This is a genomic window from Bradyrhizobium sp. BLXBL-01 (assembly GCF_051853025.1).
Taxonomy (GTDB): domain Bacteria; phylum Pseudomonadota; class Alphaproteobacteria; order Rhizobiales; family Xanthobacteraceae; genus Bradyrhizobium.
Window position 1 is genome coordinate 7,310,682 of sequence record NZ_CP182471.1, and the last position, 22,978, is coordinate 7,333,659.

At 66.6% G+C, this 22,978-nt stretch carries 19 protein-coding genes; 7 read left to right on the top strand and 12 right to left on the bottom strand.

What is annotated here, in order from left to right:
• The first annotated feature begins 8 nt into the window (after positions 1–8).
• Positions 9–1,205 carry an acyl-CoA dehydrogenase family protein gene (locus ACNJYA_RS33790; RefSeq protein ID WP_439364574.1) on the top strand — a complete coding sequence of 399 codons (1,197 nt, stop codon included), beginning with the start codon at positions 9–11 and terminating at the stop codon, positions 1,203–1,205.
• Positions 1,206–1,325: 120 nt separating this feature from the next.
• Here the strand turns inward: ACNJYA_RS33790 and ACNJYA_RS33795 are convergent, their stop codons facing one another.
• The 4 genes from ACNJYA_RS33795 to ACNJYA_RS33810 form a co-directional block, all read right to left on the bottom strand.
• A complete protein-coding gene (locus ACNJYA_RS33795) occupies positions 1,326–3,647 on the bottom strand; it encodes a xanthine dehydrogenase family protein molybdopterin-binding subunit (RefSeq protein ID WP_439401500.1) in 2,322 nt (773 codons plus the stop codon).
• Between the two features lie 221 nt (positions 3,648–3,868).
• The gene (locus tag ACNJYA_RS33800) at positions 3,869–4,975 is read right to left on the bottom strand and encodes a S1C family serine protease (RefSeq protein WP_439401501.1); all 1,107 of its coding nucleotides are present in this window, start codon (positions 4,973–4,975) and stop codon (positions 3,869–3,871) included.
• A gap of 170 nt (positions 4,976–5,145) precedes the next feature.
• Positions 5,146–6,021, bottom strand: coding sequence for a dihydrodipicolinate synthase family protein (locus tag ACNJYA_RS33805; protein ID WP_439364577.1), 876 nt, complete (start codon positions 6,019–6,021; stop codon positions 5,146–5,148).
• 65 nt (positions 6,022–6,086) lie between these two features.
• The gene (locus tag ACNJYA_RS33810; protein WP_439364578.1) at positions 6,087–7,052 is read right to left on the bottom strand and encodes a VOC family protein; all 966 of its coding nucleotides are present in this window, start codon (positions 7,050–7,052) and stop codon (positions 6,087–6,089) included.
• A 210-nt stretch (positions 7,053–7,262) separates the two neighbouring features.
• On the opposite strand from ACNJYA_RS33810, the gene ACNJYA_RS33815 reads away from it, so the two are divergent.
• Positions 7,263–8,129, top strand: coding sequence for a S1C family serine protease (locus ACNJYA_RS33815; protein WP_439364579.1), 867 nt, complete (start codon positions 7,263–7,265; stop codon positions 8,127–8,129).
• Positions 8,126–8,497 carry a response regulator transcription factor gene (locus tag ACNJYA_RS33820; RefSeq protein ID WP_271508700.1) on the top strand — a complete coding sequence of 124 codons (372 nt, stop codon included), beginning with the start codon at positions 8,126–8,128 and terminating at the stop codon, positions 8,495–8,497. Before ACNJYA_RS33815 ends, ACNJYA_RS33820 begins: the two co-directional genes overlap by 4 nt.
• Before the next feature lie 11 nt (positions 8,498–8,508).
• Here the strand turns inward: ACNJYA_RS33820 and ACNJYA_RS33825 are convergent, their stop codons facing one another.
• The 4 genes from ACNJYA_RS33825 to ACNJYA_RS33840 all read right to left on the bottom strand — a co-directional run bounded on the left by ACNJYA_RS33825 (position 8,509) and on the right by ACNJYA_RS33840 (position 13,455).
• A complete protein-coding gene (locus ACNJYA_RS33825; RefSeq protein ID WP_439364580.1) occupies positions 8,509–9,585 on the bottom strand; it encodes a sensor histidine kinase in 1,077 nt (358 codons plus the stop codon).
• Positions 9,572–10,264, bottom strand: a complete 693-nt coding sequence (locus tag ACNJYA_RS33830) for a response regulator transcription factor (protein ID WP_172788444.1) — start codon at positions 10,262–10,264, stop codon at positions 9,572–9,574. Before ACNJYA_RS33830 ends, ACNJYA_RS33825 begins: the two co-directional genes overlap by 14 nt.
• A gap of 97 nt (positions 10,265–10,361) precedes the next feature.
• Positions 10,362–10,817, bottom strand: coding sequence for a hypothetical protein (locus ACNJYA_RS33835; RefSeq protein WP_212259847.1), 456 nt, complete (start codon positions 10,815–10,817; stop codon positions 10,362–10,364).
• 301 nt (positions 10,818–11,118) lie between these two features.
• Positions 11,119–13,455: a Tex family protein gene (locus ACNJYA_RS33840; protein ID WP_439401502.1), complete on the bottom strand. Its 2,337-nt coding sequence runs from the start codon at positions 13,453–13,455 to the stop codon at positions 11,119–11,121.
• A gap of 1,271 nt (positions 13,456–14,726) precedes the next feature.
• Here ACNJYA_RS33840 and ACNJYA_RS33845 point away from each other — a divergent pair.
• Both ACNJYA_RS33845 and ACNJYA_RS33850 read left to right on the top strand, forming a co-directional pair.
• Positions 14,727–15,830: a ring-opening amidohydrolase gene (locus ACNJYA_RS33845; protein ID WP_439401503.1), complete on the top strand. Its 1,104-nt coding sequence runs from the start codon at positions 14,727–14,729 to the stop codon at positions 15,828–15,830.
• 119 nt (positions 15,831–15,949) lie between these two features.
• Positions 15,950–17,419, top strand: a complete 1,470-nt coding sequence (locus tag ACNJYA_RS33850; RefSeq protein WP_439401504.1) for an amidase — start codon at positions 15,950–15,952, stop codon at positions 17,417–17,419.
• 240 nt (positions 17,420–17,659) lie between these two features.
• Here ACNJYA_RS33850 and ACNJYA_RS33855 read toward each other — a convergent pair whose 3' ends face one another.
• Positions 17,660–17,980: a hypothetical protein gene (locus ACNJYA_RS33855; RefSeq protein WP_172788450.1), complete on the bottom strand. Its 321-nt coding sequence runs from the start codon at positions 17,978–17,980 to the stop codon at positions 17,660–17,662.
• A 134-nt stretch (positions 17,981–18,114) separates the two neighbouring features.
• Between ACNJYA_RS33855 and ACNJYA_RS33860 the strand changes: the two genes are divergently transcribed.
• Together ACNJYA_RS33860 and ACNJYA_RS33865 are read left to right on the top strand one after the other, a co-directional pair.
• On the top strand, positions 18,115–19,023 hold the full coding sequence (locus tag ACNJYA_RS33860; protein ID WP_439401505.1) for a PaaI family thioesterase: 909 nt from the start codon (positions 18,115–18,117) through the stop codon (positions 19,021–19,023).
• Between the two features lie 67 nt (positions 19,024–19,090).
• Positions 19,091–19,483, top strand: a complete 393-nt coding sequence (locus ACNJYA_RS33865) for a hypothetical protein (protein WP_439401506.1) — start codon at positions 19,091–19,093, stop codon at positions 19,481–19,483.
• A 76-nt stretch (positions 19,484–19,559) separates the two neighbouring features.
• On the opposite strand, the gene poxB is transcribed toward ACNJYA_RS33865, so the two are convergent.
• The 3 genes from poxB to ACNJYA_RS33880 form a co-directional block, all read right to left on the bottom strand.
• Positions 19,560–21,296, bottom strand: a complete 1,737-nt coding sequence (poxB, locus tag ACNJYA_RS33870; RefSeq protein WP_439401507.1) for a ubiquinone-dependent pyruvate dehydrogenase — start codon at positions 21,294–21,296, stop codon at positions 19,560–19,562.
• Between the two features lie 109 nt (positions 21,297–21,405).
• Complete coding sequence (locus ACNJYA_RS33875) at positions 21,406–22,038, bottom strand: 2-dehydro-3-deoxy-6-phosphogalactonate aldolase (RefSeq protein ID WP_439401508.1); 633 nt, start codon at positions 22,036–22,038, stop codon at positions 21,406–21,408.
• 14 nt (positions 22,039–22,052) lie between these two features.
• Positions 22,053–22,967, bottom strand: a complete 915-nt coding sequence (locus ACNJYA_RS33880; protein WP_439401509.1) for a 2-dehydro-3-deoxygalactonokinase — start codon at positions 22,965–22,967, stop codon at positions 22,053–22,055.
• Between the last annotated feature and the right edge of the window lie 11 nt (positions 22,968–22,978).

Consider the following 22,978-nt stretch of genomic DNA (forward strand, 5'->3'; position numbering starts at 1 on the left):
AGAGCATCATGGACTTGTCGTTCAATGCCGAGGAGCGCGCCTTCCAGGACGAGGTGCGCGGATTCATTGCCAGGAATCTCTCCGAGGAGATGAAGCGCGCAACCGCGCTGACGCCATCGGTGTTCTCCGACCCTGACATCGGCATGGCCTGGCAGCGCGCGCTGCACGCCCAAGGCTGGGGCGCGCCGGGCTGGCCGGTCGAATATGGCGGCCCCGATTGGACGCCGGCGCAGCGCTGGATCTTCGAAACCGAATCCGCACGCGCCGGCGTGCCCAATGTCAACGTGATGGGCGTCAAGATGGTCGGGCCCGTCATCATCGGCTTCGGCAGCCCCGAGCAGAAGAATTTCTACCTGCCGCGGATTCTCTCCGGCGAGGATTATTGGTGTCAGGGCTATTCCGAGCCGGGGTCCGGCTCCGATCTCTCGTCGCTCAAGACCCGCGCGGTGCGCGACGGCGACGATTACATCATCAACGGCACCAAGATCTGGACCACGCACGCCCATCACGCCAACCGCATGTTCGCGCTGGTGCGCACCAGCGACGGGCCGCGGCAGCAGGACGGCATCAGCTTCATCCTGATCGACATGAAGACGCCGGGCATCACCACGCGCCCAATCCTGACCATCGGCGGCGACCACGAGGTCAACCAGGTGTTCTTCGACGACGTCCGCGTGCCGGTCGCCAACCGCGTCGGCGAGGAAGGCAAGGGCTGGACCTACGGCAAATATCTGCTGGAGTTCGAGCGCGGCGCGGGCATCGCCTCGGCCAAGCTGCGCGAAGGATTGAAGGCGATCGCGGACCTCGCCGAGTCCGACCTCACGGGCCGCGCGATCGACAGCCCCGACATCGCAACGCGGATCTCGGAGGTGGAGGTCGATATCGACGCGCTGGAGATGACGGAGCTGCGCGTGCTCTCGGCACTCCAGACCGGCCAGAATCCCGGTGCGGTGTCGTCGATCCTGAAGCTGCGCAACAGCGAGATCCGCCAGGCCGTCACGCGGCTCGGGGCCGACGTGATCGGCCACGACGCCCTCGCCGTCGAGCCGATGCGCCCGCTCTACAAGCTCAACCACGAGCCGGCGACGCCTGAGGAGATGCTGACGGTGATGCCGGAATATCTCAACGGCCGCGCCTACACCATCTTCGGCGGCACCTCGGAGATCCAGCGCGACATCATCGCGAAGATGATGCTGGGGATTTGAGGGCTACGGCCTCTCCGCCGTTCATTGCGGGGAGCTCTTGCGACGAAGCAATCCAGAATCTTTCCGCGGAGATAAACTGGATTGCTTCGCTACGCTCGCAATGACGGTGCACTGTGGCCGTTAGCCCGCCTTCGCGTCCCGGATCGCCTGCCAGATCTTCTGCGGCGTCAGCGGCGTATTCAGCTGGTCTATGCCGAGCTCGGCGAGCGCGTCCATCACGCCGTTGGTGACGCAAGGCGGGCCGCCGATGGCGCCGGATTCGCCGCAGCCCTTGGCGCCGAGCGGATTGGTGCGGCAGGGCGCGGTGTCGTCGAGCGTCACCACGATCGGCGGCACGTCGTCGGCGCGCGGGATGCAATAATCCTGGTAGCTCGCGGTCAGCAGCTGGCCGTCGGCATCGTAGGAGACGCCCTCATACAGCGCCTGGCCGATGCCCTGCGCTACGCCGCCATGGATCTGCCCCGTGACCAGCATCGGGTTCACGGCGACGCCGACGTCGTCGACGGTGGTGTAGCGCACGACCTTGGAGACGCCGGTCTCGGGATCGATCTCGACCTCGCAGATATGCGTGCCGTTCGGCCAGCTCGGTCCATCCACCTCGCCTTCGGAATCGACGCTGAGCTTGGCGCCGTTCTCCTTCTCGGCGAGATCGAACAGGCTGATGCGGCGGTCAGTGCCAACCACGGTGAGCAAGCCGCCCTGATATTCGATGTCCTCGACCGAGGTCTCCAGCACGTTCGCCGCCTTCTCGCGCGCCTTCTGGATCAGATCGTTGGAGGATACCGCGACCGCGGTGCCGCCGACGAACAGCGAGCGCGAGCCGACGCTACCGAAGCCCATGGCCAGATCAGTGTCGCCCTGCACGACGTCGATCTTGTCCATGGGGATACCGAGCGAGTCGGAGATCATCTGGGTGTAGGTGGTCTGCAAGCCCTGCCCCATCGCCATGGTGCCGGAATGCAGCACGACGCGCCCTAGCGAGGTCGCGTGCAGGCTGACCTTCTCGGTGTGGGCGCGGCCGCCGGTCCACTCGATGTAGGAGGTGAGGCCGCGGCCGTAGAGCAGGCCCTTCTTCTTCGCGGCCTTCTTGCGCGCGGCGAAGCCGTCCCAGTCGGCAAGCTTCACGGCGCGATCGAGCATGTGCGCGAAGGCGCCGGAATCGTAGACCTGGCCGGCCGCATTGGTATAGGGCAGCTGCGCCGGCTTGATGTAGTTGGCTTTGCGGATCGCACGTGGATCCATGCCGATTTTTCGCGCAGCAGCGTCGAACAGGCGCTCGACGATGAAGACGGCCTCAGGCCGGCCCGCGCCGCGATAGGCGCCGACGGGCGCGGTGTGGGTCATCACCGTCTTCACCTCAAAGTGCACCAGCGGCAGGTCATAGACACCGGTCTGAACGAACGGCCCGAGCACCAGCGGGATGATGTTGGCCGCGCCTGAGGAATAGGCCCCGGTGCAGCCGATCGACTTGACGCGATAGGCCAGCACCTTGCCCTTCTCGTCCAGCGCGAAGGAGGCCGTCGAGGTCAGATCGCGGCCGTGGGTGCCGCCGACGAATTCGTCGGTGCGATCGCCGCGCCAGCGGATCTTCTTGTTCAGCTTGGTCGCGGCATAGGCGACGATGCCGTCCTCGGGGTAGAGATTGGTCTTCTGGCCAAAGCCGCCGCCGATGTCGCCGACCAGCACCCGGACGCTGTCCTTGGGACGCTTGAGCACGGCTTCCGCCAGCACGTCGCGGGTCGAGGCCGGCGTCTGCGACTGCACGTGCAGCAGGAGACGGCCGGACTTCTTGTCGATCTCGGCAATGGTCGAGCGCGGCTCCATTGCGGACGGAACGAGACGCTGGCTGACGATATCGAGCTCGACCGTGTGCGCCGCCTTGGCAAAGGCCTCGTCGACCTTGGCGGCATCGCCGTAAGCCATCGCGCCGACGATGTTGTCGGGCGCCTCCGGCCACACCACGGGCGCGCCTGATTTCACCGCCTCGACGGGATCGACCACCGCGGGCTGCACGTCATATTCGACCGCGATCGCTTCAGCCGCGCTCTGCGCCTCCACGCGCGATGATGCCACCACCGCGGCCACGGCCTCTCCGGCATAGCGCACGACCTCGTGGGCGAGCAGCCGGCGCGGCGGCACCGTCATCGGCTTGCCGTCCGGGCGCTTGAAGATGTTCAGCGTCGGGATGGTGCCGATGTCGTCCTTGATGAGGTCCGCGCCGGTGTAGATCGCGGCGACGCCGGGCATCGAGGCCGCGGCACTGGTGTCGATCGCGACGATCTTCGCGTGGGCGTGCGGCGAGCGCAGCAGGTGCAACCACAAGGCGCCGTCCGCAGGCTTGTCGTCGATGAACTGTCCCTTCCCGGTGAGTAGCCTCTGATCTTCCAAACGCTTGACGGGCTGCCCCGCTCCGAAACGCAAATTGCCGGGAAGAATGTTCATTCCGCTGTATCCTCGAGATCCGGAAAACGACCGCGGCGGTTTTAACCGATTTTGCGCGCCAGACAACCGAGCCCCGGCACATCTGCAATGCGCATCAGAGCCCTTGCAGGCGCGGATCGGCTAAAGCGCGATGAGATTTGGACGAATCGTCATCGCGCTTAAGGTCTTTGTTTGAGCATGATCTCTTCGGAAAACCGCTTCACACTTTTCCGGATCATGCTCTAGGACCGGTCGATATCGACGATGCTCACATTGACATCGCGGCTGTCGGAGCCGCGCTTGACCGTGAGCCGAACGGTCTTCCCGGCCCCGGCCTGCTCCAGCGCATCGGTCAGGTCGGAGAGGCGGCGCACCGGCTTGCCTTCGGCCGCGGTGATGATGTCTCCGACCGCGCCCGTCGAAAAGTTGACGCCGCGAATGCCTGCCCGCTCGGCAGGACTGCCGGGGGACGTGCGCACCACGATCAACCCCTCGACGCCAAGCCGCGTCGCGACATCCTCACCGGCGGCCACGATGCCGATGCCGGGCGTCGGCACGCGACCATTGCGGATCAACTCGGGCACGATCCGGTTCACGACATCGACCGGCACCGCAAAGCCGATGCCGGCGTTCGAGCCGGACGGCGATATGATGGCGGTGGTGACGCCGATCAGCCGGCCGGCGGAATCCAGCAACGGGCCGCCTGAATTGCCCGGGTTGATCGCGGCATCGGTCTGGATGACATTGGCGATCTCCCGGCCGCCATGGGTCGGGAGCCGGCGCTTGAGCGCGCTGATGATGCCGGAGGTCATCGACTGATCCAGCCCGAAGGGATTGCCGATCGCGAAGGCGGATTGCCCGACCTTCAGGTCGCTCGAGCTGCCGAGAGCGATCGGCGCTGGAAGCTGGCGCACGCTGCGGATGCGCAGCACCGCGAGATCGTAATTGGGCGCCGTGCCGACCAGGTCGACCTGGGCCACTTCACCCGACGCAAAGCGCACGGCGATCTCGCCGCCATTGGCGATGACATGATTGTTCGTCACCAGGTGACCCTCGCCGTCCCAGACGAATCCCGTACCGGAGGCGCCGCCACCGCCCTGGCCTTCCTCGCCCATGAGGGGACTTGCCGCCGACCTGGCCGCGACCTGAACGACCGACGGCGATACGCGTTCGAAGATGTCGATGGTTGCCTTTTCGCCATCCGACAGCGGGCCGCGCTGCTCGACGGCACGTGCGGAGGGCGCCGCCCAAGGGACATATGAGATCGGGACATGCAGGATCTTCGCGGCAGTGACGGCGAGCAGCAGGGCGGCGAAGGCGGCCGCGGCAATCGCGTAGCGACGATTCATTGGTGACCACCGTGTTTGTGCTGAACGCGGGCTCTGACATGCGCATGCGTAGGCGACAGAGGTCGCTGACGCAGCAACGTCGCAAACGGACGGAAGTTTCTCGGTTGGGCGGGTAAGGGCCTTTTTGGCTCCCGCAGGGGTGCCGGGGCATATTGCCGCGTGGCAAACAGCTATGTCAGCTCGCGCAACGCCGCTTCCACCACCTTGCGCGCCTCGGCCGTCAGCGGTGCCTGCGGCGGGATGGGCTCGCCAACGTCATAGCCCTGGATCGAAAGGCCGGCCTTGATGCAGGCCGCGAGATTGAAGCGGGCGAAGGCTTCGTTGATGCGCCAAAGCCGGCGCTGCAGCGCCATGGCCTCGTTCCAGCGGCCGGCCTTGCTGAGCTCATAGAGCATGACGCTCTGGCGCGGGATGATGCAGGCAGGTCCCGCCATCCAGCCGCGGCCGCCGATCAGCATCACTGCTGCCGGAATGTGGGCAGAGGCGGAGAACACGCGCAAGGCGTCGCCGCAGCGGTTCATGATCGAGAGCAGCCGGCCGGTGTTGGTCGAGGCATCCTTGATGTAGCCGATGCGCGGATGCTCGGCGAGACGCGCGATGACGTCGAGGGTGAGATCGGAGCGCTGGAATTGCGGATTGGTGTAGATGACGACGGGAATGTCCACGGCATCGGCGATGGCGCGGAAGTAGGATTCGACCTGCGCATCGGCCAGCGGGAAATACGCCTCCAGGATCGCCAGGATGCCGTCGGCCCCACACTTCTGGTAGGCTTTCGCTTGCGCCACCGCATCCGCCGTCGAAGTCGAGGCGACGCCGGCGACAACAGGCACGCGGCCTTGCGCGGCCTCAATCGTGGTCTGCACGACCGCCGTGCGTTGCGCGGCGTTGAGATAGGCGAATTCGCCGGTCGAGCCCAGCGGCGTCAGCCCGTGCACGCCGGCGCCGATCAGGTCGTCGCAGAGTTTTGCCAGCACGTTGGTCCGCACCGTGCCATCGGCATCGACGGGCGAGACGAGGTACGGAAAGACACCGTGGAATTCGGACATTGTCGGCGCGGATCCCGGTCGATTGGTTTGCGTCTGACTGCTCTTACCAATGCCGGCGCCGGCGATCAAACCCTGAGCAGACGCACCCGCGTGCCCCAGGGATCGACCGCCTCCACCCCGTCCGCGAGCGGCGTGACTTTCGCGCCGCCCTTGCGCAGCCGTTCTTCCTGCGCGGCGAGCAGCTCCGGCTTTGCCATCACCAGCGAGAACCAGGCAAGGCCGGTCGCGGACTCGTCGCGCTGGCCGGCGCCCTGGCTCTGCCAGACGTTCATTCCGAGGTGATGGTGATAGCGACCCGACGACAGGAACGCTGCTCCGTTGCGCTTGCGGGTCGGGTCGAGGCCGACCGTGCCGTGGTAGAAGCTCTCGGCCTGCGCGAGATCGCCGACGCGCAGATGCATGTGGCCGATGCGCATTCCGTCCGGCGCCTTGGCGTAATCAGGGATGCGCGTGTTGGTCAGCGACAGCAGGTCGGGAATGTTGAGCTCGTCCGTCGCCATCTTCACGCTGCCCTCGCTCCATTGCCATTGCGAGGGATCGCGGTCGGCATAGACCTCGATGCCGTTGCCTTCGGGGTCGTCGAGATAGACGGATTCGGAGACGAGGTGATCGGCAAAGCCCGACAACGGCACGCGGTGCGAGGCGGCGTGAACCAGCCAGCGCGCCAGATCCTTGCGCGTCGGCATCAGGAAGGCGGTGTGGTAGAGGCCGGCGGCGCTGCGCGGCTCGATCGCCGCATCGGGCCGGGCCTCCAGCACCAGCAGCGTGAGGCCTGACGTGCCGAGCCTGGCTGTGGCCGCCGAGCGCTCCATCACGGTGAGGCCGATCACGTCGCGGTAGTAATCGGCAACCTTGTCGAGGTTCTTCACCCGCAGCGTTACCATGCCGACCCGCATCGGCGTGCGGCTGGCAAACGTCGGGCCGCCGCCCTGCGGTGTGCCCTCGGCACGGGCCGCGGCTGCGGCGGCCATCGCGAGCGAGGTGGCGCCGGCGAGTTGCAGCAGGCTGCGGCGGGTGAGGTCGATTGTCATGAGGGCTCGAAATCCTAGAGGCCACGGGGCGCAATTTCGGGATTGCTACACGTTCCCGTGAGGCGCTCCCAATCACATGTTCGTCGGCCGTGGTCCTACGGAGGTCCGCCGCTCTCCCCTGTTCTGGTCCTCGTTCTGCTCCTGGCCACCCGGCCAGTTTCGCAATCGCCTGCGGCATCCCAGATTGAGGGCAACTTACAGGAGCCCGCCATGACCGATCTTAGTCCCCTGTCCTCACTGTCGTTCGCGCTCGCGGGATTGGTGGCGCGCACCGCGCCGTCCGTCGTTGCCGTGCATTCGCATCGTTCCCGCGCCACCGGCTTTGCCTGGAAGAGCGGCCTGATCGTCACCGCCGACGAGGCACTGGCCGACGAGGGCGAGGTCGAGATCGGCCTCGCCGACGGCAGCCGGGCCGCCGCCACGATCGCCGGGCGCGACCACACGACCGACATTGCGCTGCTGCGCACCGAGGCCGCGGTCACGCCGGTCAAGCTTGCCACCACGGTCCCACCGCTTGGCACGTTGTCGATCGTTGTCGCCACCAACCGCGAGACGCCGAGCGCGGCGCTCGGAATGGTATCGGCGTCCGGCAAGAGCTGGCGCTCCTTGCGCGGCGGCGACATCGATGCCCGGATCGAGCTCGACGTTCGCCTCAGCCGCGGTCAGCAGGGTGGCCTCGCGCTCGACGCATCGGGCGACGCCTTCGGCATGGCCGTGCTGGGGCCGCGGCGGGTGCTCGTCATACCGACGGCAACGATCGAGCGCGTCGCGCCGCAGTTGGAAAGCCGCGGCCGCATCGCGCGCGGCTATCTCGGCCTCGGGCTGCAGCCGGTGCGCCTCGACGACGGCATCGGCGCGATGGTGATGAATGTCGACAAGGCCGGGCCTTCCGCCGCGGCCGGTATCCGACAGGGCGACGTGATCGTGGCGGTCAACGATCAAAAGCTGTCGGGCGTGCGCGCGCTGTCGCAGGCGCTGGGACCTGCGAGCGTCGGCGTGGTGGTCGAGGTCGCCGCGCGCCGCGGCGGCGAGCCGGTCAGCTTCAAGGTCACGGTCGGCGAGAGGCCGGAGGCGTGAGCGAGGACAAGACGGCCGAGATCGTACTCGCCCTGGAGATCGACGATCCCGCCCTCGCCGATCGCCTGTCGGCCCTACTCGGCAATGTCGCCGGGCTGCGCCTCGCTGCGCCCGGCGAAGCCGCCGCGGCGACGATTGTCGCCCGCGATCCGCGCATCAGCCCTGCGGACATCGCGCTGACGCAGCGCGAGCTCGACGTGCTGGCGCTGATGGCCGAGGGTGCCTCCAACAAGATGATCGCGCGGCAGCTCGGCATCTCCGTGCACACCGTGAAATTCCATGTCGGCTCGTTGCTCGACAAGCTCGATGCCACCGGTCGCACCGATGCAGTCGCGCATGCGGCACGCCGCGGCGTGATCGAGCTCTGAGTCACCGAGCCTCACTTCGCCGAAATCGGCGGGAAGCTGAGCTCGACCTTCAGGCCCGGCGCATTATCATGCAGCGCAATCTCGGCGCCATGAAGCCGCGCGACCGCGGCGACGAGGCTGAGGCCGAGACCATTGCCCGGCGTGTAGCGGCTCTGCTCGAGCCGGTAAAAGCGCTTGAAGACATGATCGCGCTGCTCGGCGGGAATGCCAGGACCGTCGTCGGCAATCGAGATCACCGCGCCGCCATGGGCCCTGCGGCAGCTCACAATCACCTGCCCGCCCTTGCGGCCGTGCTTGATCGCGTTGTCGACGAGATTGGCGATGGCGTCGAACAAGAGGTCGCGGTCGCCGGTGATCGCGACCTCGCGGTCGCCATCGAAACTGAGGCGCGTGGCAACTTGCTCGGCGGCGGCATCGTAGAGCTCGACCACCTCGGCGGCGATCTCGGAAAGATCGAGCGCGCGGAAGGCGCCGGTGCGGGCGCGGGTCTCGATCTCCGAGATCCGCGTGATGGAGGCGAACATGCCGAGCACGGCATCGAGATCGGCGATGGTGTCGCCGATCAGCGCCGCATCCGCCTCGCTGTTGCGCGGGGCGTGATAGGCCTTTTCCAGCCGGCCGCGCATCCGCGTCAGCGGCGTGCGCAGATCGTGCGCGACATTGTCGCTGACCTGCTTGACCTCGCCCATCAGCGTCTCGATGCGGTCGAGCATCTGATTGAGGTTTTCGGCGACGCGATCCCACTCGTCGTTGCTGCCGCGCAAGGGGATGCGCTGGTCGAGGCCTGCGAGCATGATGGCGCGGCTGGTGGCATTGATCTGCTCGATCCGCCCCACGGTGCGCCGCGTCACCAGCACGGCCGCAAGCCCGGCGAGCACCAGCAGGAGCGCGGCGACGGCAGCCATCGCGAGCTCGATCATGCCGGTGAAGCCGTCATGATCGCCGACCGTGCCGAGCCGGCTCTCCACATAGGCCAAGGTGCCGAAATAGACGTACGCCATGATCGCCGCGACGATCATTCCGAACGCTGCGATCGCGATCAGCGCCAGGCGGAAGGTCGAGGAGCGAAGCGTCTTAACCAGGAGCACGGAGGCAATATCCGATGCCGCGGATGGTGTGGATCAGCGGATAGGCCTGGGCATCGTCGACCTTGCGGCGGACGCGGCCGACATAGACATCGATGATGTTGGTGGAGGGATCGAAATGCAGGTCCCAGACGTGCTGCAGCAGCATCGCGCGGGAGACGACGCGGCCCTCGTTGCGGACGAGATATTCGAGCAGCTGAAATTCCCGCGGCAGCAGCGGGATCTTGCGGCCGCGGCGAGAGGCGCTGCGCGCGATCAGGTCGACGGCGAGATCGCCGACGCGCAGCAGCGTCTCCTTGGCGATGGTCTCGCTGCGGCGGCCGAGCGCCTCGAGCCGCGCCAGCAATTCGGTGAAGGAAAACGGCTTGACGAGGTAGTCGTCGCCCCCGGCGCGCAGGCCGCGCACGCGGTCGTCGACTTCGCCGAGCGCGGAGATGATCAGGAAGGGGGCGGCAACGCCGTCGTCGCGCAGCTGGCGCATCACGCTGATGCCGTCGATATCGGGCAGCATGCGGTCGATGGTGATCACCGCATAGTCGCGCGCGGCGCCATGGCTGAGGGCTTCGCGCCCGGTGGCGGCGAGGTCGACGTCGTAGCCCGAAACCGTCAGCTCCTCGACGAGCTGGCCTGCGGTCTCCGGATCGTCCTCGACGACCAGGATGCGACGGTGACCTCCGGTCATGCAAAACTCCGCGCGACAATCGCCACCAGACTATCCCGTTCCGGGGCTGGACGGAACCGCCCGGTGGCGATCGCGACAATGGTGCGGCACGGCGATGCTAGTACCAATAGTCTCCGCACACATTGACCCATTGCCATCCATAGGGCGTCCAGCTCCTGCGCCAGCAGCCGTCATTGTAGCCGGCGTAGACATAGGGGGCGCCGAAGACGGCGAACCGACGGAAATGGTGGTGATGGCGGAAGCCGTGATGGCCATGCCAGCCCGCGCCGGCGAAGCGCGGCCCGATCGCCGCATGCGCGAACCGTGCCCCGCCGAAGCCGGAACCGCCGACGTGAGCGAAGCGCGCACCGCCCATGCCGCCAGCCCGCATACCGCCAAAGCCGCCGGCGTGCATGCCACCGCCGAAATGCCCAGCGCCGCCGAAATGGCCACCATGCCCGCCGCCGCCATGGCCGCCACCGCCAAAGCCGCCGCGCGCGAGCGCCGGTGACGCGACCGCCATCATGGCCGCGATCACGCTCGCCGTGAGGCCTTTGAGAAGCCTGTTGTTCATCGAAGCGTCCTCCTTGCCGTGCGGCCGCCTTGGCGCCGCCCGAGGACGATCAGATGAGAGCAAGGGACCGGCATCTTCAACTTACAAACGCGCCAGATTCTGACGCGGGTGTTAGGGGGCGCTACTCTCACCTCGTCATTGCGAGCGCAGCGAAGCAATCCAGAGTCTTTCCGCGGCGGGAGTCTGGATTGCTTCCGCCTTCGCCGAAGGCTTCGGCGGACAAGTCGCTACGCTCGCAATGACGACGTGGATGGAGCGAGGTCCGACCTCTCCCCGCAGAGAGCGGGGAGAGGTTAAGCGGTCACGCCCGCTTGCCGTTGTTCTTCTCCGCCGCGCGGCGCAGCGCTTCGGCGAGCGCGCCGCCGCCCGAAGACTCCTGCTTGCGCGGCGCGGACGAGGTCATGCGGCTGGCGTTGCGCTGATTGTTGTCGCGCTGCATGCCCGGGGCATCCTTCTTGGCGCCGACCTCGTCGTCGAGGCGCAGCGTCAGCGAGATGCGCTTGCGGGCGACCTCGAAGTCCAGCACCTTCACCTTGACGATGTCGCCGGGCTTCACCACCTCGCGCGGGTCCTTGATGTAGGTCTTGGACATCGCCGAGATGTGCACGAGGCCGTCCTGGTGCACGCCGATGTCGACGAAGGCGCCGAAGGCGGCGACGTTGGTCACGGTCCCCTCGAGGATCATGCCCTTCTTGAGATCCTTGATCTCCTCGACGCCCTCCTTGAACACGGCAGCCTTGAACGCCGGGCGCGGGTCGCGGCCCGGCTTTTCGAGCTCGCGCAGGATGTCGGTCACGGTCGGCAGACCGAAGGTCTCGTCGACGAAATCCTTCGGCTTCAGCGTGCGCACGACGTCGCCGTTGCCGATCAGCGCCTTGATGTCGCTCTTGGTCGCTTCGAGAATCCGGCGCACCACGGGATAGGCCTCCGGATGCACGCCGGAGGCATCGAGCGGATCCTCGCCGCCGAGGATGCGCAAGAAGCCCGCGCACTGCTCGAACGCCTTCGGCCCGAGCCGCGGCACGTCCTTGAGCGCCTTGCGCGACTTGAACGGACCGTTGGCGTCGCGATGCGCCACGATGCTCTGGGCCAGGCCGGAGCCGACGCCCGAGACGCGCGCCAGCAACGGCGCGGAGGCGGTGTTGACGTCGACACCGACCGCGTTCACGCAATCCTCGACCACGGCATCGAGCGATTTGGCGAGCTTGGCCTGGCCGAGGTCGTGCTGATATTGGCCGACGCCGATCGCCTTCGGCTCGATCTTGACGAGCTCGGCGAGCGGGTCCTGCAGGCGCCGCGCGATCGAGACCGCGCCGCGCAGGGTGACGTCGAGGCCGGGCAGCTCCTCCGAAGCGAATGCCGAGGCCGAATAGACCGATGCGCCGGCTTCCGACACCACGATCTTGTTCATCTTCAGCTCGGGCAGCCCCTTGACCAGCTCGGTCGCGAGCTTGTCGGTCTCGCGCGAGGCGGTGCCGTTGCCGATCGCGATCAGCTCGACGCGGTGCTTGATCGCGAGCCGGCCGAGGGTCGCCAGCGACTCGTTCCACTGCCGCTGCGGCTCGTGCGGATAGATCACGGCGGTATCGACGACCTTTCCGGTCGCGTCGGTGACGGCGACCTTGACGCCGGTGCGGTAGCCGGGATCGAGCCCCATGGTGACGCGGGTGCCGGCCGGCGCGGCCAGCAGCAGGTCGCGCAGGTTCGAGGCGAACACGCGCACGGCCTCGGTCTCGGCCGAGTTCCACAGCCGCATGCGTAGATCGATATTGAGATGCACCTGGATCTTGGTGCGCCAGGCCCAGCGCACAGTGTCGATCAGCCAGCGGTCGCCGGGGCGCTTGAGGTCGGCAATGCCGAACCGCTTCATGATCTTCAATTCATAGGCGCTCGGCACGCCCGGCGGCGGCGCTTCCGCCTCGGCCTGGATCTGGAGATCGAGGATCTCTTCCTTCTCGCCGCGGAACATCGCGAGGATACGGTGCGACGGCAGCTTGGTCAGCGGCTCGGAGAAATCGAAATAGTCGGCGAATTTCTCGCCCTCGGTCTTCTTGCCGTCGCGCACTTTGGAGGCCATGCGCGCATTGGTCCACATCTCCTCGCGCAAGCTCCCGATCAGGTCGGCGTCCTCGTCGAAACGTTCGACCAGGATGGCGCGGGCGCCGTCGAGCGCCGCAGCGGCATCGGCAACGCCCTTCTCGGCATTGATGAAGCCCTCCGCCACGACCTTCGGATCATTGCCGGGCTCGGCCATGAGCTGATTGGCGAGCGGCTCGAGGCCGGCTTCCTTGGCGATTTCCGCCTTGGTGCGGCGCTTCGGCTTGAACGGCAGATAGATGTCCTCGAGGCGGGCCTTGCTGTCGGCCGCCATGATCGAGGCCTCGAGCGCGGCATCGAGCTTGCCCTGCTCGCGGACCGATTCGAGGATGGCCTTGCGACGGTCCTCGAGCTCGCGCAGGTAAACCAGGCGCTCCTCCAGGGTGCGCAATTGCGCGTCGTCGAGCGCACCGGTCGCTTCCTTGCGGTAGCGGGCGATGAAGGGAACCGTGGCGCCGCCGTCGAGCAGCGTCACCGCCGCCTCGACCTGCTCGGCCCGAACCCCAAGCTCCTGCGCAATCTTCTGGTTGATGTTGGCCACGCGAGATTCCCTCTATCCTAGCACGCGGGCGCAGGGGCGAACCACCGGCCGCGGGACGCCGCTTATGGACCAACCAAGGTTGATTCATCAAGGTGCGGCGCGCAATCGTCGACAGAGGTTTTTTTTGCCCGACCGATGCCATCTCGCCACATTCGTCGATTTGAGGCCGCGCTCTCGTGTCCCGGACGCAGCGCAGCGCGCCAGCGATGCGGTGCAGAGCCGGGACCCAGAGGCGGCACGGGAATACGGCGAGATGGGCCCCGGCTCTGCAGCGCACCGTCGAAGGGACGCTGCCATAGCGCGTCGAAGACGCGCGTAAACGCGCTGATGGCGTCCGGGGCACGAGAGCGGAATATGTCGCGCACACTCTCCTCCTCGTCATTGCGAGCGAAGCGAAGCAATCCAGAGTCTTTCCGCGGAGGGACTCTGGATTGCTTCGCTGCGCTCGCAATGACGGAGTATGAGGCGATCACGTCGTTCTTTCAGCTGGCATTCAACGCGCAGACATGCCTTTGCATCCTCGCGGCGGAATAGGCCCGAGCTTTGCCTGGTCACGACACCCTCTGTCAGAGGGCGCAGGGAAGACCGGGTGCCGGCCGGGCACCCACGGTCCACTGTGCGAAGGTTGCGCTACAAGAGGCTGCACAGCGGCATACAGGTGAAGCCAAACAACCGGCCTTCCCTGCGCAGTGGTTTTACGGCTTATGCCGAGCTCTCCCCGGGGAGCGATGCACTATTGCCCCCGTCGCCTTGCCGATAGCTGACGCGCGCGTCCGGTTGGACCGCCACATCACCGCAAGACTTGACGCACAGACCCCGGGCGTCAGGACGACACGGTTTTGCCATACGCCGATCACACCGGTCGTGTGCGCGAGGTATTTCGCTCACGGTTGCCCGCCCTGCAAAATCCTTCGCGCCGGTGTAACGAGCGTCCACCACGGCTCACCCCACGTTCGTGACGATCGCGATACGCCCCTCTGACCGGGATGAGGTGGCGGGAGAATGCGACAAATCGGAAATTCTGTAAAGACGAATCTTTTCGCGCATACGAATTGACCAGCCGATCGGGTGTTTTGCCCCTCGGGCAACGCAAGATCTTGTAGGGCGGATTAGCCGAAGGCGTAATCCGCCGCTTTGATCCCCGCGGAGACAGAAGAGGCGGATTACGCTTCGCTAATCCGCCCTACGCACTTCCGTCGGGGCTACGGTCTTGACATCACCCCCGTTCCACGGCTGGTGGGCTCGCCGGGCCACCGAACCAAGGACCAATCATGCGTACGACATCGGTCGGCGTCTTCAGGATCGCCACCACGGGCCCCGGCGACGTCTCCGGCCTGATGGACTTGATCGGGTCCGGGGCGATCGATCCCCACGCGATCCTCGCCGTTCTCGGCAAGACCGAAGGCAATGGCGGCGTCAATGATTTTACCCGGGAATACGCGGTGGCCGCGCTATGCACGGCGCTGACGCCCAAGCTCGGCCTGTCGCCGGAGGCCGTCGAGCAGCGCATCGCCTTCGTGATGTCCGGCGGCACCGAGGGCGTGCTGAGCCCGCACATCACGGTGTTCACGCGCAGCGAGGCCGAGCGCCCGGCAGGCCTGTCCGGCAAGCGCCTGAGCATCGGCATGGCGCACACGCGGGATTTTCTGCCGGAAGAGCTCGGGCGCTCGGCGCAGATCACCGAGACGGCCAGGGCCGTGAAGGCTGCGATGGCAGATGCCGGCATCAGCGATCCCGCGGACGTCCATTTCGTGCAGATCAAATGCCCGCTGCTGACCAGCGACCGCGTCGCGGCGGCACATGCGCGCGGCAACACGACGGCGACGACGAGCTCTTACAGCTCGATGGCCTATTCGCGCGGCGCCTCCGCGCTCGGCGTTGCGGTCGCGCTCGGCGAGATCGCCTCCAACATCAGGGACGAGGACGTGCTGCGGCGCTACGACCTGTTCTCGAAGGTCGCCTCGACCTCGTCGGGGATCGAGCTGATGCACAACGTCGTCATCGTGCTCGGCAATTCGGTATCTTCAGCGAGTAAGTTCGAGATCGGGCATGCCGTGATGGGGGATGCCATCGATGCGGCGGCGGTGACCGCGGCATTGGAGAGCGTCGGGCTTGGTGCAAATCCGCAGCCGGGCCGCGCGCTCGTCAACATCTTCGCCAAGGCGGAGGCCTCGCCTGACGGCAGCGTGCGCGGCTTTCGCCACACCATGCTGGAGGACACCGACATCAGCTCGACCCGCCACGCCCGCGCCGCGGTCGGCGGCCTGATCGCGGGCCTTGCCGGCACCGGCGCGGTCTATGTCTCCGGCGGCGCCGAGCATCAGGGGCCCGCCGGTGGCGGACCGGTTGCAGTGATCGCACGACTGTCGGATTGATACAGCCTTCCTCTGCGACCCCTCCATCCCATGCAACCCTGCCCCTCGCGGCGGCTCGGTTGATTCACGCGGTCCCTTGCGAAAAAGGTGACGCCGCACCTTAAGGGGACTTTGACTTCATGACTTTGCCGATGAGCTGGAATGAATGGGCGCAGCACGATGGCGTCGCGCTAGCGGGGCGTGTCCGCAAGGGCGAGCTGACGGCGAAGGAGCTGGCGCGCCAGGCCGCCGCCGGCGTTGCCAAGGTCAATCCGGCGCTGTCGGGCGTGGTTGAGCTGTTCGAGGACGTGATCGCCGATCCCGCCAAGGACGGCGCCAATCTCGCAGGTCCCTTCGCCGGCCTGCCCTTCCTGATGAAGGACCTCGGGCCGACCATGAAGGGCCGGCTGCAGGAGATGGGCTCGCTGCTGATGCGCGGCAATCGCGCGAGCGCCGATACGTTCCTCACCGGTAAATTCCGCCAGGCGGGGCTGAACCTGATCGGACGCACCACGACACCGGAATTCGGCGTGTGCTCGTCGGCCGACAACCCCGCCGTCTATGTCACCCGCAATCCCTGGAATACCGATTACACCACCTGCGGCTCGTCGGCGGGCAGCGCCGCGATGGTCGCCGCGGGCGTGGTGCCGATCGCGCATGCGACCGACGGCGGCGGCTCGATCCGCATTCCCGCCGGCGTCAACGGCAATATCGGCCTGAAGGTCTCGCGCGGCGTGTTCTCGCTGGCGCCGCACATGTCCGACCTCACCGGCCTCGTCTCGATCCAGGGCTGCCAGTCGCGCAGCGTGCGCGACACTGCCGCCTTCGTCGATCATGCGCGCGGGCCTGCGCCCGGCGAGTTCATGCCGTTCTGGACCACGGCGCAGCCTTATTGCGAGATGATCAAGCGCGACCCGGCAAAGCTTCGCATCGCGCTGTCACACACATGGGGCAATTACACCGCGACGCCCGAGATCGCCACTGAACTGGAGAAGACCGGACGCTTCCTCGAAGGCCTCGGCCATCACGTCGATTATGCGCTGCCGGAGATCGACCTCCCCGCCGCCTTCGAGGCGCAGACCACCTGCTACATCTCGAACTTCGCGGTGGTGATCTCCAACATGCTCGCCGCGCGCGGGCTGGAAAAGCCGCCGGAGGACCTGATCGAGCCGATGAACATCCGCATCTGGGAAGCCGGGCGCCATACCAGCTTCGCCGAGCGGGCGAAGATGCAGGCCGTTTTCAACACGACCTCGCGCGGCTTCGGCAGCTTCTTCGAGCAATGGGACGTGATCCTGACCCCGATCACGGCGCTGCCGACGCCGAAGGTCGGCACCAGGGAATATCTCACCATTTCCGACAACCCCGATGTGCGCGACTGGTTCGACAATCTCTGGCGCTTCTTCGCCTTCACGCCGCTCGCCAATCTCTGCGGCATGCCGGCGATCTCGATGCCGATGGCGGCGCAAGACCACGGCCTGCCGCTCGGCATCCAGGCCATCGCCAAGCAGGCCAATGACGGCCTGCTGCTGCAGCTCGCCGCCCAGATCGAGCGCGCGCTCGACGGCAAGTGGAACGGCGGGAAGAAGCCGAAGGTGCATGTGAGCTAAATTAGAGCGTGATGAGATCAGTTCGATCGCTGCAGCGGAGGTGCACTCCCTCTCCCGCTTGCGGGAGAGGGTGTTTCCGCGACGGGACAATCCCCTAGAGGAGAAAGCCCTCACCCGCGCCTTCGGCGCGACCTCTCCCGCAAGCGGGAGAGGTTGCAGCGAGCCCGTGGCATCGATTCAACCTAAAGCCATTCCGCTTTAGCAAGTGTGCGATCGCACGACACGCGATCGCAACCGCCTTCAGTTCTTCACTGCCGGTATCTCCTCCGCCACCGGCTGCTTCTGACCCTGCTGATACATCGCCAGCGCCTTGTCGAGGGCTTCGCGCAGTGCCAGCGCCGCAGCCACACTGCAACGTAAGTGCGCGGTCTGGACCACGTCGACCCTGACGGCGGCGCCGACCGGCATCAACAGGTTTGCGGCGAGCTCGATCTGGATCGCGCCGTTGTGGTGGCCGAAGCAGGATGCGCCGTCGAAATAGATGATCGGCGCCCGCTCCGAGCTGGAGCTCGAAATGGTGACGGGCCCCTGATTGGTGGCGGGCGTTTCGGGGTCGGCCATGGGCGCTCCTTGCAGTTCATCGACGAACGAAGCGTCCACCATCGGCGCTTCGGCCCGCCCTGTCGAGACCAAACCGCCCGGTGCGGGGCCCATTCGGGGTTTTGCGCGGCCCGGCACTGGTCTAGAACGTCCCCATGAGCACCTTACCGACCACGCTTGCCTTCGAGGAACTCGCCGAGGCCATCAAGGACCGCCGCTCCGATTATGGCCACATCAGCGGGCTCCAGCTCGACCGCTTCGCGCCGGCCGAGGCCTGGTCCAGCCTGCCCTACCGTGCGGTCTTCGTCGGCGACACCGAGACCGGTGTGCTGCACGGCGGCGTCGTCACTGCGATGCTGGACGAGAGCTGCGGCATGGCGGTGCAACTTGCGCTCGACGGCACGCGCGCCATCGCAACCCTCGATCTGCGTATCGACTACCAGAAGCCGGCGACGCCGGGTCTCGACATCAAGGCGCATTCGGTCTGCTACCGCACCACGCGCTCGATCGCCTTCGTACGCTCCACGGCCTATCAGGAGTCCGAAGACGATCCGGTCGCGACCGCAACCGCCTGCTTCATGATCGGTGCCAACCGCACCAACATGCTCGCCGACCGCCGGATGGATGCGCGCAGCATCCCGACGCTGGAGGCGCCGGAGGATCTGGACGGGCCCTTTGCGCGCAGCCCGTTCGCGCGGGCGCTGGGCATCCGCATCAACGATGACGGCACGCTGACGATGCCGTTCTCGCCGCAGATCATCGGCAATCCGATCCTGCCCGCGATCCACGGCGGCATGACCGGCGCCTTCCTCGAGACCACCGCCATCATCGGGGTGGCGCGCGAGCTCGGCGCTGCGGCACCGCCCAAGCCGATCGGCCTCACCGTCAACTATTTGCGCTCCGGTCGCGCGCTCGACACGTTTGCCGACGTCTCGATCGTGAAGCAGGGCCGGCGCATCGTCGCCTTCGAGGCGCGGGCCTGGCAGGACGATCCGGAGAGGCCGATCGCCACCGCTTTCGGTCACTTCATGCTGCGTCCGACGCCTGGAAGCGACGAAGAATAAGCTCATTTTGACTTGACGGCCGCAGGTCCGGCCACAACGATAGCGCGCCTTCGCGAGAGGAATTGGATTGCGGCATCCGCTCGACATCGTCGCCATGTTCGCCGCACTCTGGCTGCTGGCGTCGATGGTGCTCGACGCGCTGACGCCGAAGGAGCTGACGGCGATCATGATCGGCATCGCGATCGGACCCGCCATCGTCGTCACCGCCGTGTTCTACTACCTGCGCTGCCCGCGAACGGATTTTGCGGTGATGTTCGCAGCGCTGTGGCTGATCTCCGATATCGCCATCGCCTTCATCTCGCCGATGGAGCTGCCGCATTTCCTGATCGCGCTCGGCTTCGTGCCGGCGCTGCTGATCGGCATCGTGCTGCACTGGCAGACCTTCACCTCTCCCCGGCGGGGAGAGGTCGGATTGCGCAGCAATCCGGGTGAGGGGCCGCAGCACCCGGCGAAACCTTAACCCCTCACCCGGATCGCATTTTCAATGCGATCCGACCTCTCCCTTCGGGAGAGGTGAACCACCGCGCCAGCTGATATCACCGCGGCAACAGATTCGTCTTCGCGAGGTCCAGCACCTCGTCGCCGCGCCCGTTCATCACCGCGCGCAGCACCCAGAGGCTGAAGCCCTTGACCTGCTCGGCCGTGATGGTCGGCGGCATCGACAGCTCCTGCTTGGCGGTGACGACGTCGAGCAGCGCCGGCCCATTGTGCGCCAGCATCTCCTTCATCGCGCCCGGAAGCTCGCCGGGATCCTCGACGCGCTTGGCAAAGATGCCCATCGCGCGCGCCATCGCGGCGAAGTCCGGGTTCTCCAGGTCGACATTGGTGTCGACGAAGCCCGCGGCCTTCATCTCCAGCGCGACGAAGCCGAGCACGCCGTTGTTGAAGACGACCACCTTCACCGGCAGCTTTTCTTGCGTCAGCGTGATCAGGTCGCCCATCAGCATGGTGAAGCCGCCGTCGCCGGAGAGCGAGATGACCTGGCGCCCCGGCTGGGCGGCCTGCGCGCCGATCGCCTGCGGCATGGCGTTGGCCATCGAGCCGTGCACGAAAGAGCCGATCAGGCGGCGGCGGCCGTTCATGTCGAGATAGCGCGCCGCCCACACCGTCGGCGTGCCGACATCGGCGGTGAAGACGGCATCGTCGGAGGCATGGTCGCTGATCACCTTGGCGAGATATTGCGGGTGGATCGGCTTGGCTCCCGGCGTGCCCTTGGCGAGCGAGTCCAGGCCCTCGCGGGCTCTCTTGTAATGCGCGACGGCCTCGTCAAGATGCTTGCGCTGCGTCTTCGTCTTGAGCAGCGGCAGCAGCGCCTCGATGGTGAGCTTGACGTCGCCGACGAGCCCGAGATCGATCCTGCAGCGCCGTCCCAGATTTTCCGGGCGGATGTCGATCTGCGCGACCTTGGCATCATCAGGGAAGAACTGCTTGTAGGGAAAATCGGTGCCGAGCATCACCAGCGCGTCGCAGGCGTGCATCGCTGCGTAGCCGGAGGAGAAGCCGATGAAGCCGGTCATGCCGACGTCATAGGGGTTATCGTATTCGACATGCTCCTTGCCGCCGAGCGCGTGCACGATCGGGCTCTTCAGGGTCTCGGCGAGCTGCATCAAGGACGCATGCGCGCCGGCGCAGCCGCGGCCGCAGAACAGGGTGATGCGGTCGGCGCCGTTGAGAAGATCAGCGAGGGCCTTCAGCTCGTCCGCCTGCGGCACGACCTGTGGCGAAGCCAGCGCAAGGCTGCGCGTCGTCGACAGTGCGCGCTTCGGAGGACTACGGAACGCGACATCGCCGGGCATCGCGACGACGGCAACGCCGCGCAAGCCCACCGCCGCGCGAATCGCATTCTCCAGCACGTAAGGCAGCTGGCTCGGGTCCGAGACCAGCTCGCAATAATGGCTGCATTCGCGGAACAGATTTTGCGGATGCGTCTCCTGGAAATAGCCGCCGCCGATCTCGGCGGTGGGGATCTGCGCCGCGATCGCCAGCACGGGAACGCGGCTGCGATGCGCATCGAACAGGCCGTTGATCAGATGCAGATTGCCGGGGCCGCAGGAGCCCGCGCAGACCGCGAGGCTCCCGGTCATCTCGGCTTCGCCGGCCGCTGCGAAGGCCGCGACCTCTTCGTGCCGGACATGGATCCATTCGATCGTGCCGCGGCGGCGCAGCGCCTCGGTCAGCGCGTTCAGGCTGTCGCCGACGATGCCGTAGATGCGCTTGACGCCGGCCTGCTCGAGCGTTGCCACGAACAGGTCGGCCACGTTGTTGATCGCCATGTCGGTCTCCTGATTCATCCAGCCGCATAAGATGATGCGCGCATGTCGGCATCGCGCCACCATATGGCAGAATAAGCCAGGTCAGGATCACGGCTAGTTTATTGTCGGTTCAATCGCTCTGAATTGCCCGATCGTAAGCGGCAATTGTCACCTCTGCGCGGGCTGCGACATCCGCCGCACTCATGCCGGGCTTGTAGAGGCTGGAGCCGAGCCCGAATGCGGTCACGCCGCCCTTGATGTATTCGGCAAAGTTCTGGTCGGAGACGCCGCCGACGGCGGCGATCATCACGCCTGCCGGAAGCACGGCGCGGATCGCGGCGATGCCGGCAGCGCCGAGCACGCTCGCCGGAAAGAATTTCAAGCTCGACGCGCCCGAGCGCGCCGCCAGCAGCGCTTCGGTCGGAGAGAAGACGCCGGGCATGGTCACCATGCCGTGCTGATGCGCGCGCGCCAGCACCTCGGTGTCGACATTGGGCGAGACCATCAGCCTGCCGCCGACGTCGTTGAGGCGATCGACATCTGCCGTCGTCAGCACCGTGCCAGCGCCGATCAGCACGCCCGATGGCGCCTGCTTCACCGCCATCCCGATCGAGCGGAACGGATCGGGCGAGTTCAGGGGGATCTCGATCGCGGTCATGCCGGCCTCGATCAGCACGCCGACGATCGCCTCGGTCTCCTCGGGCTTGATGCCGCGCAGGATCGCGACCAGCGGCCGCTGCATCGACGGAAAGGGAACGCTCATCTCTCGCAGTCCTTCTACTTCGTCCAGATCGCGGCAGCCGCCATCGACAGACCGCGACGGACGGCTTCATCCGCATCGACCGGCTTGGCGGTCATCGACAACGCCTCGAAAGCCATCCGATACAGCATTGCAAGCCGGCCCGAGGCAATCAGCGTCGCACCTTCTTTCGGTACTGCGCCGGAAAGCCCTGCTGCCAGCTCGGCACCGATCAACGTGCCCGACAGCGTCTCGCGCGCCGCGGCGGGCGTGCCGCCGAACAGCAGCTGGCGCGAGCGCGCCGTGAACAGCAGGTTGGCGGCAAAGGCCGGGGCGTCGAACGCGGCCTTCACGGCCGCCTTGAAGCTCGCAAGATCTTCGGAGTCTTCAGCGCCGGTGACTGCGAGCGACAGGATGGTCTCGCGCGAGACAGCGCTGAACAGCTCGCCGGTCATGAAGGTGGAGAAGCTTTCGACCGTGCCGTCCTTCACGCGAACCCATTTCGAATGCGTGCCGGGCATGCAGACCAGCGCCTCGCCCGCGGCATCGAGGCCGAGCGCGCCGAGCAATTGCGTCTCCTCGCCGCGCATGACGTCCGGCGCCTTGGCGTCTCGCTGGGCGATGCCCGGCAGGATGCGGATGTCGCGCGCCTCGCCCGGCACGCGCACGGCCTGTTTCAGGACGGCCAGGAGCTGTGCCGGCGTGTCGACGTAGCCGGCCTCGACCCAGCCGGTCTTGGCGCCGGCCATGCCGCAGACCAGAACCGGCAGATGATCCGGCGCTTCGACCGCGGCCAGATGCGCTTGCAGCACGGCGGGAAAGCCGGTCTTCGCCGCCGCCAGCATGCCCTCGCCGCTGCGGCGCTCGGCAATCACCTGCCCGGCGCGATCGACCAGCCAGAGCCGGAAGCTGCTGGTGCCCCAATCCACCGCGACATAAGCGGGTTCGGTCATATCAGGTCTCG

Coding starts and splice junctions, on each gene's coding strand:
- ACNJYA_RS33790 (WP_439364574.1), top strand. CDS start 9: ATGGACTTGTCGTTCAATGCCGAGGAGCGCGCCTTCCAGGACGAGGTG.
- ACNJYA_RS33795 (WP_439401500.1), bottom strand. CDS start 3,647: ATGAACATTCTTCCCGGCAATTTGCGTTTCGGAGCGGGGCAGCCCGTC.
- ACNJYA_RS33800 (WP_439401501.1), bottom strand. CDS start 4,975: ATGAATCGTCGCTACGCGATTGCCGCGGCCGCCTTCGCCGCCCTGCTG.
- ACNJYA_RS33805 (WP_439364577.1), bottom strand. CDS start 6,021: ATGTCCGAATTCCACGGTGTCTTTCCGTACCTCGTCTCGCCCGTCGAT.
- ACNJYA_RS33810 (WP_439364578.1), bottom strand. CDS start 7,052: ATGACAATCGACCTCACCCGCCGCAGCCTGCTGCAACTCGCCGGCGCC.
- ACNJYA_RS33815 (WP_439364579.1), top strand. CDS start 7,263: ATGACCGATCTTAGTCCCCTGTCCTCACTGTCGTTCGCGCTCGCGGGA.
- ACNJYA_RS33830 (WP_172788444.1), bottom strand. CDS start 10,264: ATGACCGGAGGTCACCGTCGCATCCTGGTCGTCGAGGACGATCCGGAG.
- ACNJYA_RS33835 (WP_212259847.1), bottom strand. CDS start 10,817: ATGAACAACAGGCTTCTCAAAGGCCTCACGGCGAGCGTGATCGCGGCC.
- ACNJYA_RS33845 (WP_439401503.1), top strand. CDS start 14,727: ATGCGTACGACATCGGTCGGCGTCTTCAGGATCGCCACCACGGGCCCC.
- ACNJYA_RS33850 (WP_439401504.1), top strand. CDS start 15,950: ATGACTTTGCCGATGAGCTGGAATGAATGGGCGCAGCACGATGGCGTC.
- ACNJYA_RS33855 (WP_172788450.1), bottom strand. CDS start 17,980: ATGGCCGACCCCGAAACGCCCGCCACCAATCAGGGGCCCGTCACCATT.
- ACNJYA_RS33860 (WP_439401505.1), top strand. CDS start 18,115: ATGAGCACCTTACCGACCACGCTTGCCTTCGAGGAACTCGCCGAGGCC.
- poxB (WP_439401507.1), bottom strand. CDS start 21,296: ATGGCGATCAACAACGTGGCCGACCTGTTCGTGGCAACGCTCGAGCAG.
- ACNJYA_RS33875 (WP_439401508.1), bottom strand. CDS start 22,038: ATGAGCGTTCCCTTTCCGTCGATGCAGCGGCCGCTGGTCGCGATCCTG.
- ACNJYA_RS33880 (WP_439401509.1), bottom strand. CDS start 22,967: ATGACCGAACCCGCTTATGTCGCGGTGGATTGGGGCACCAGCAGCTTC.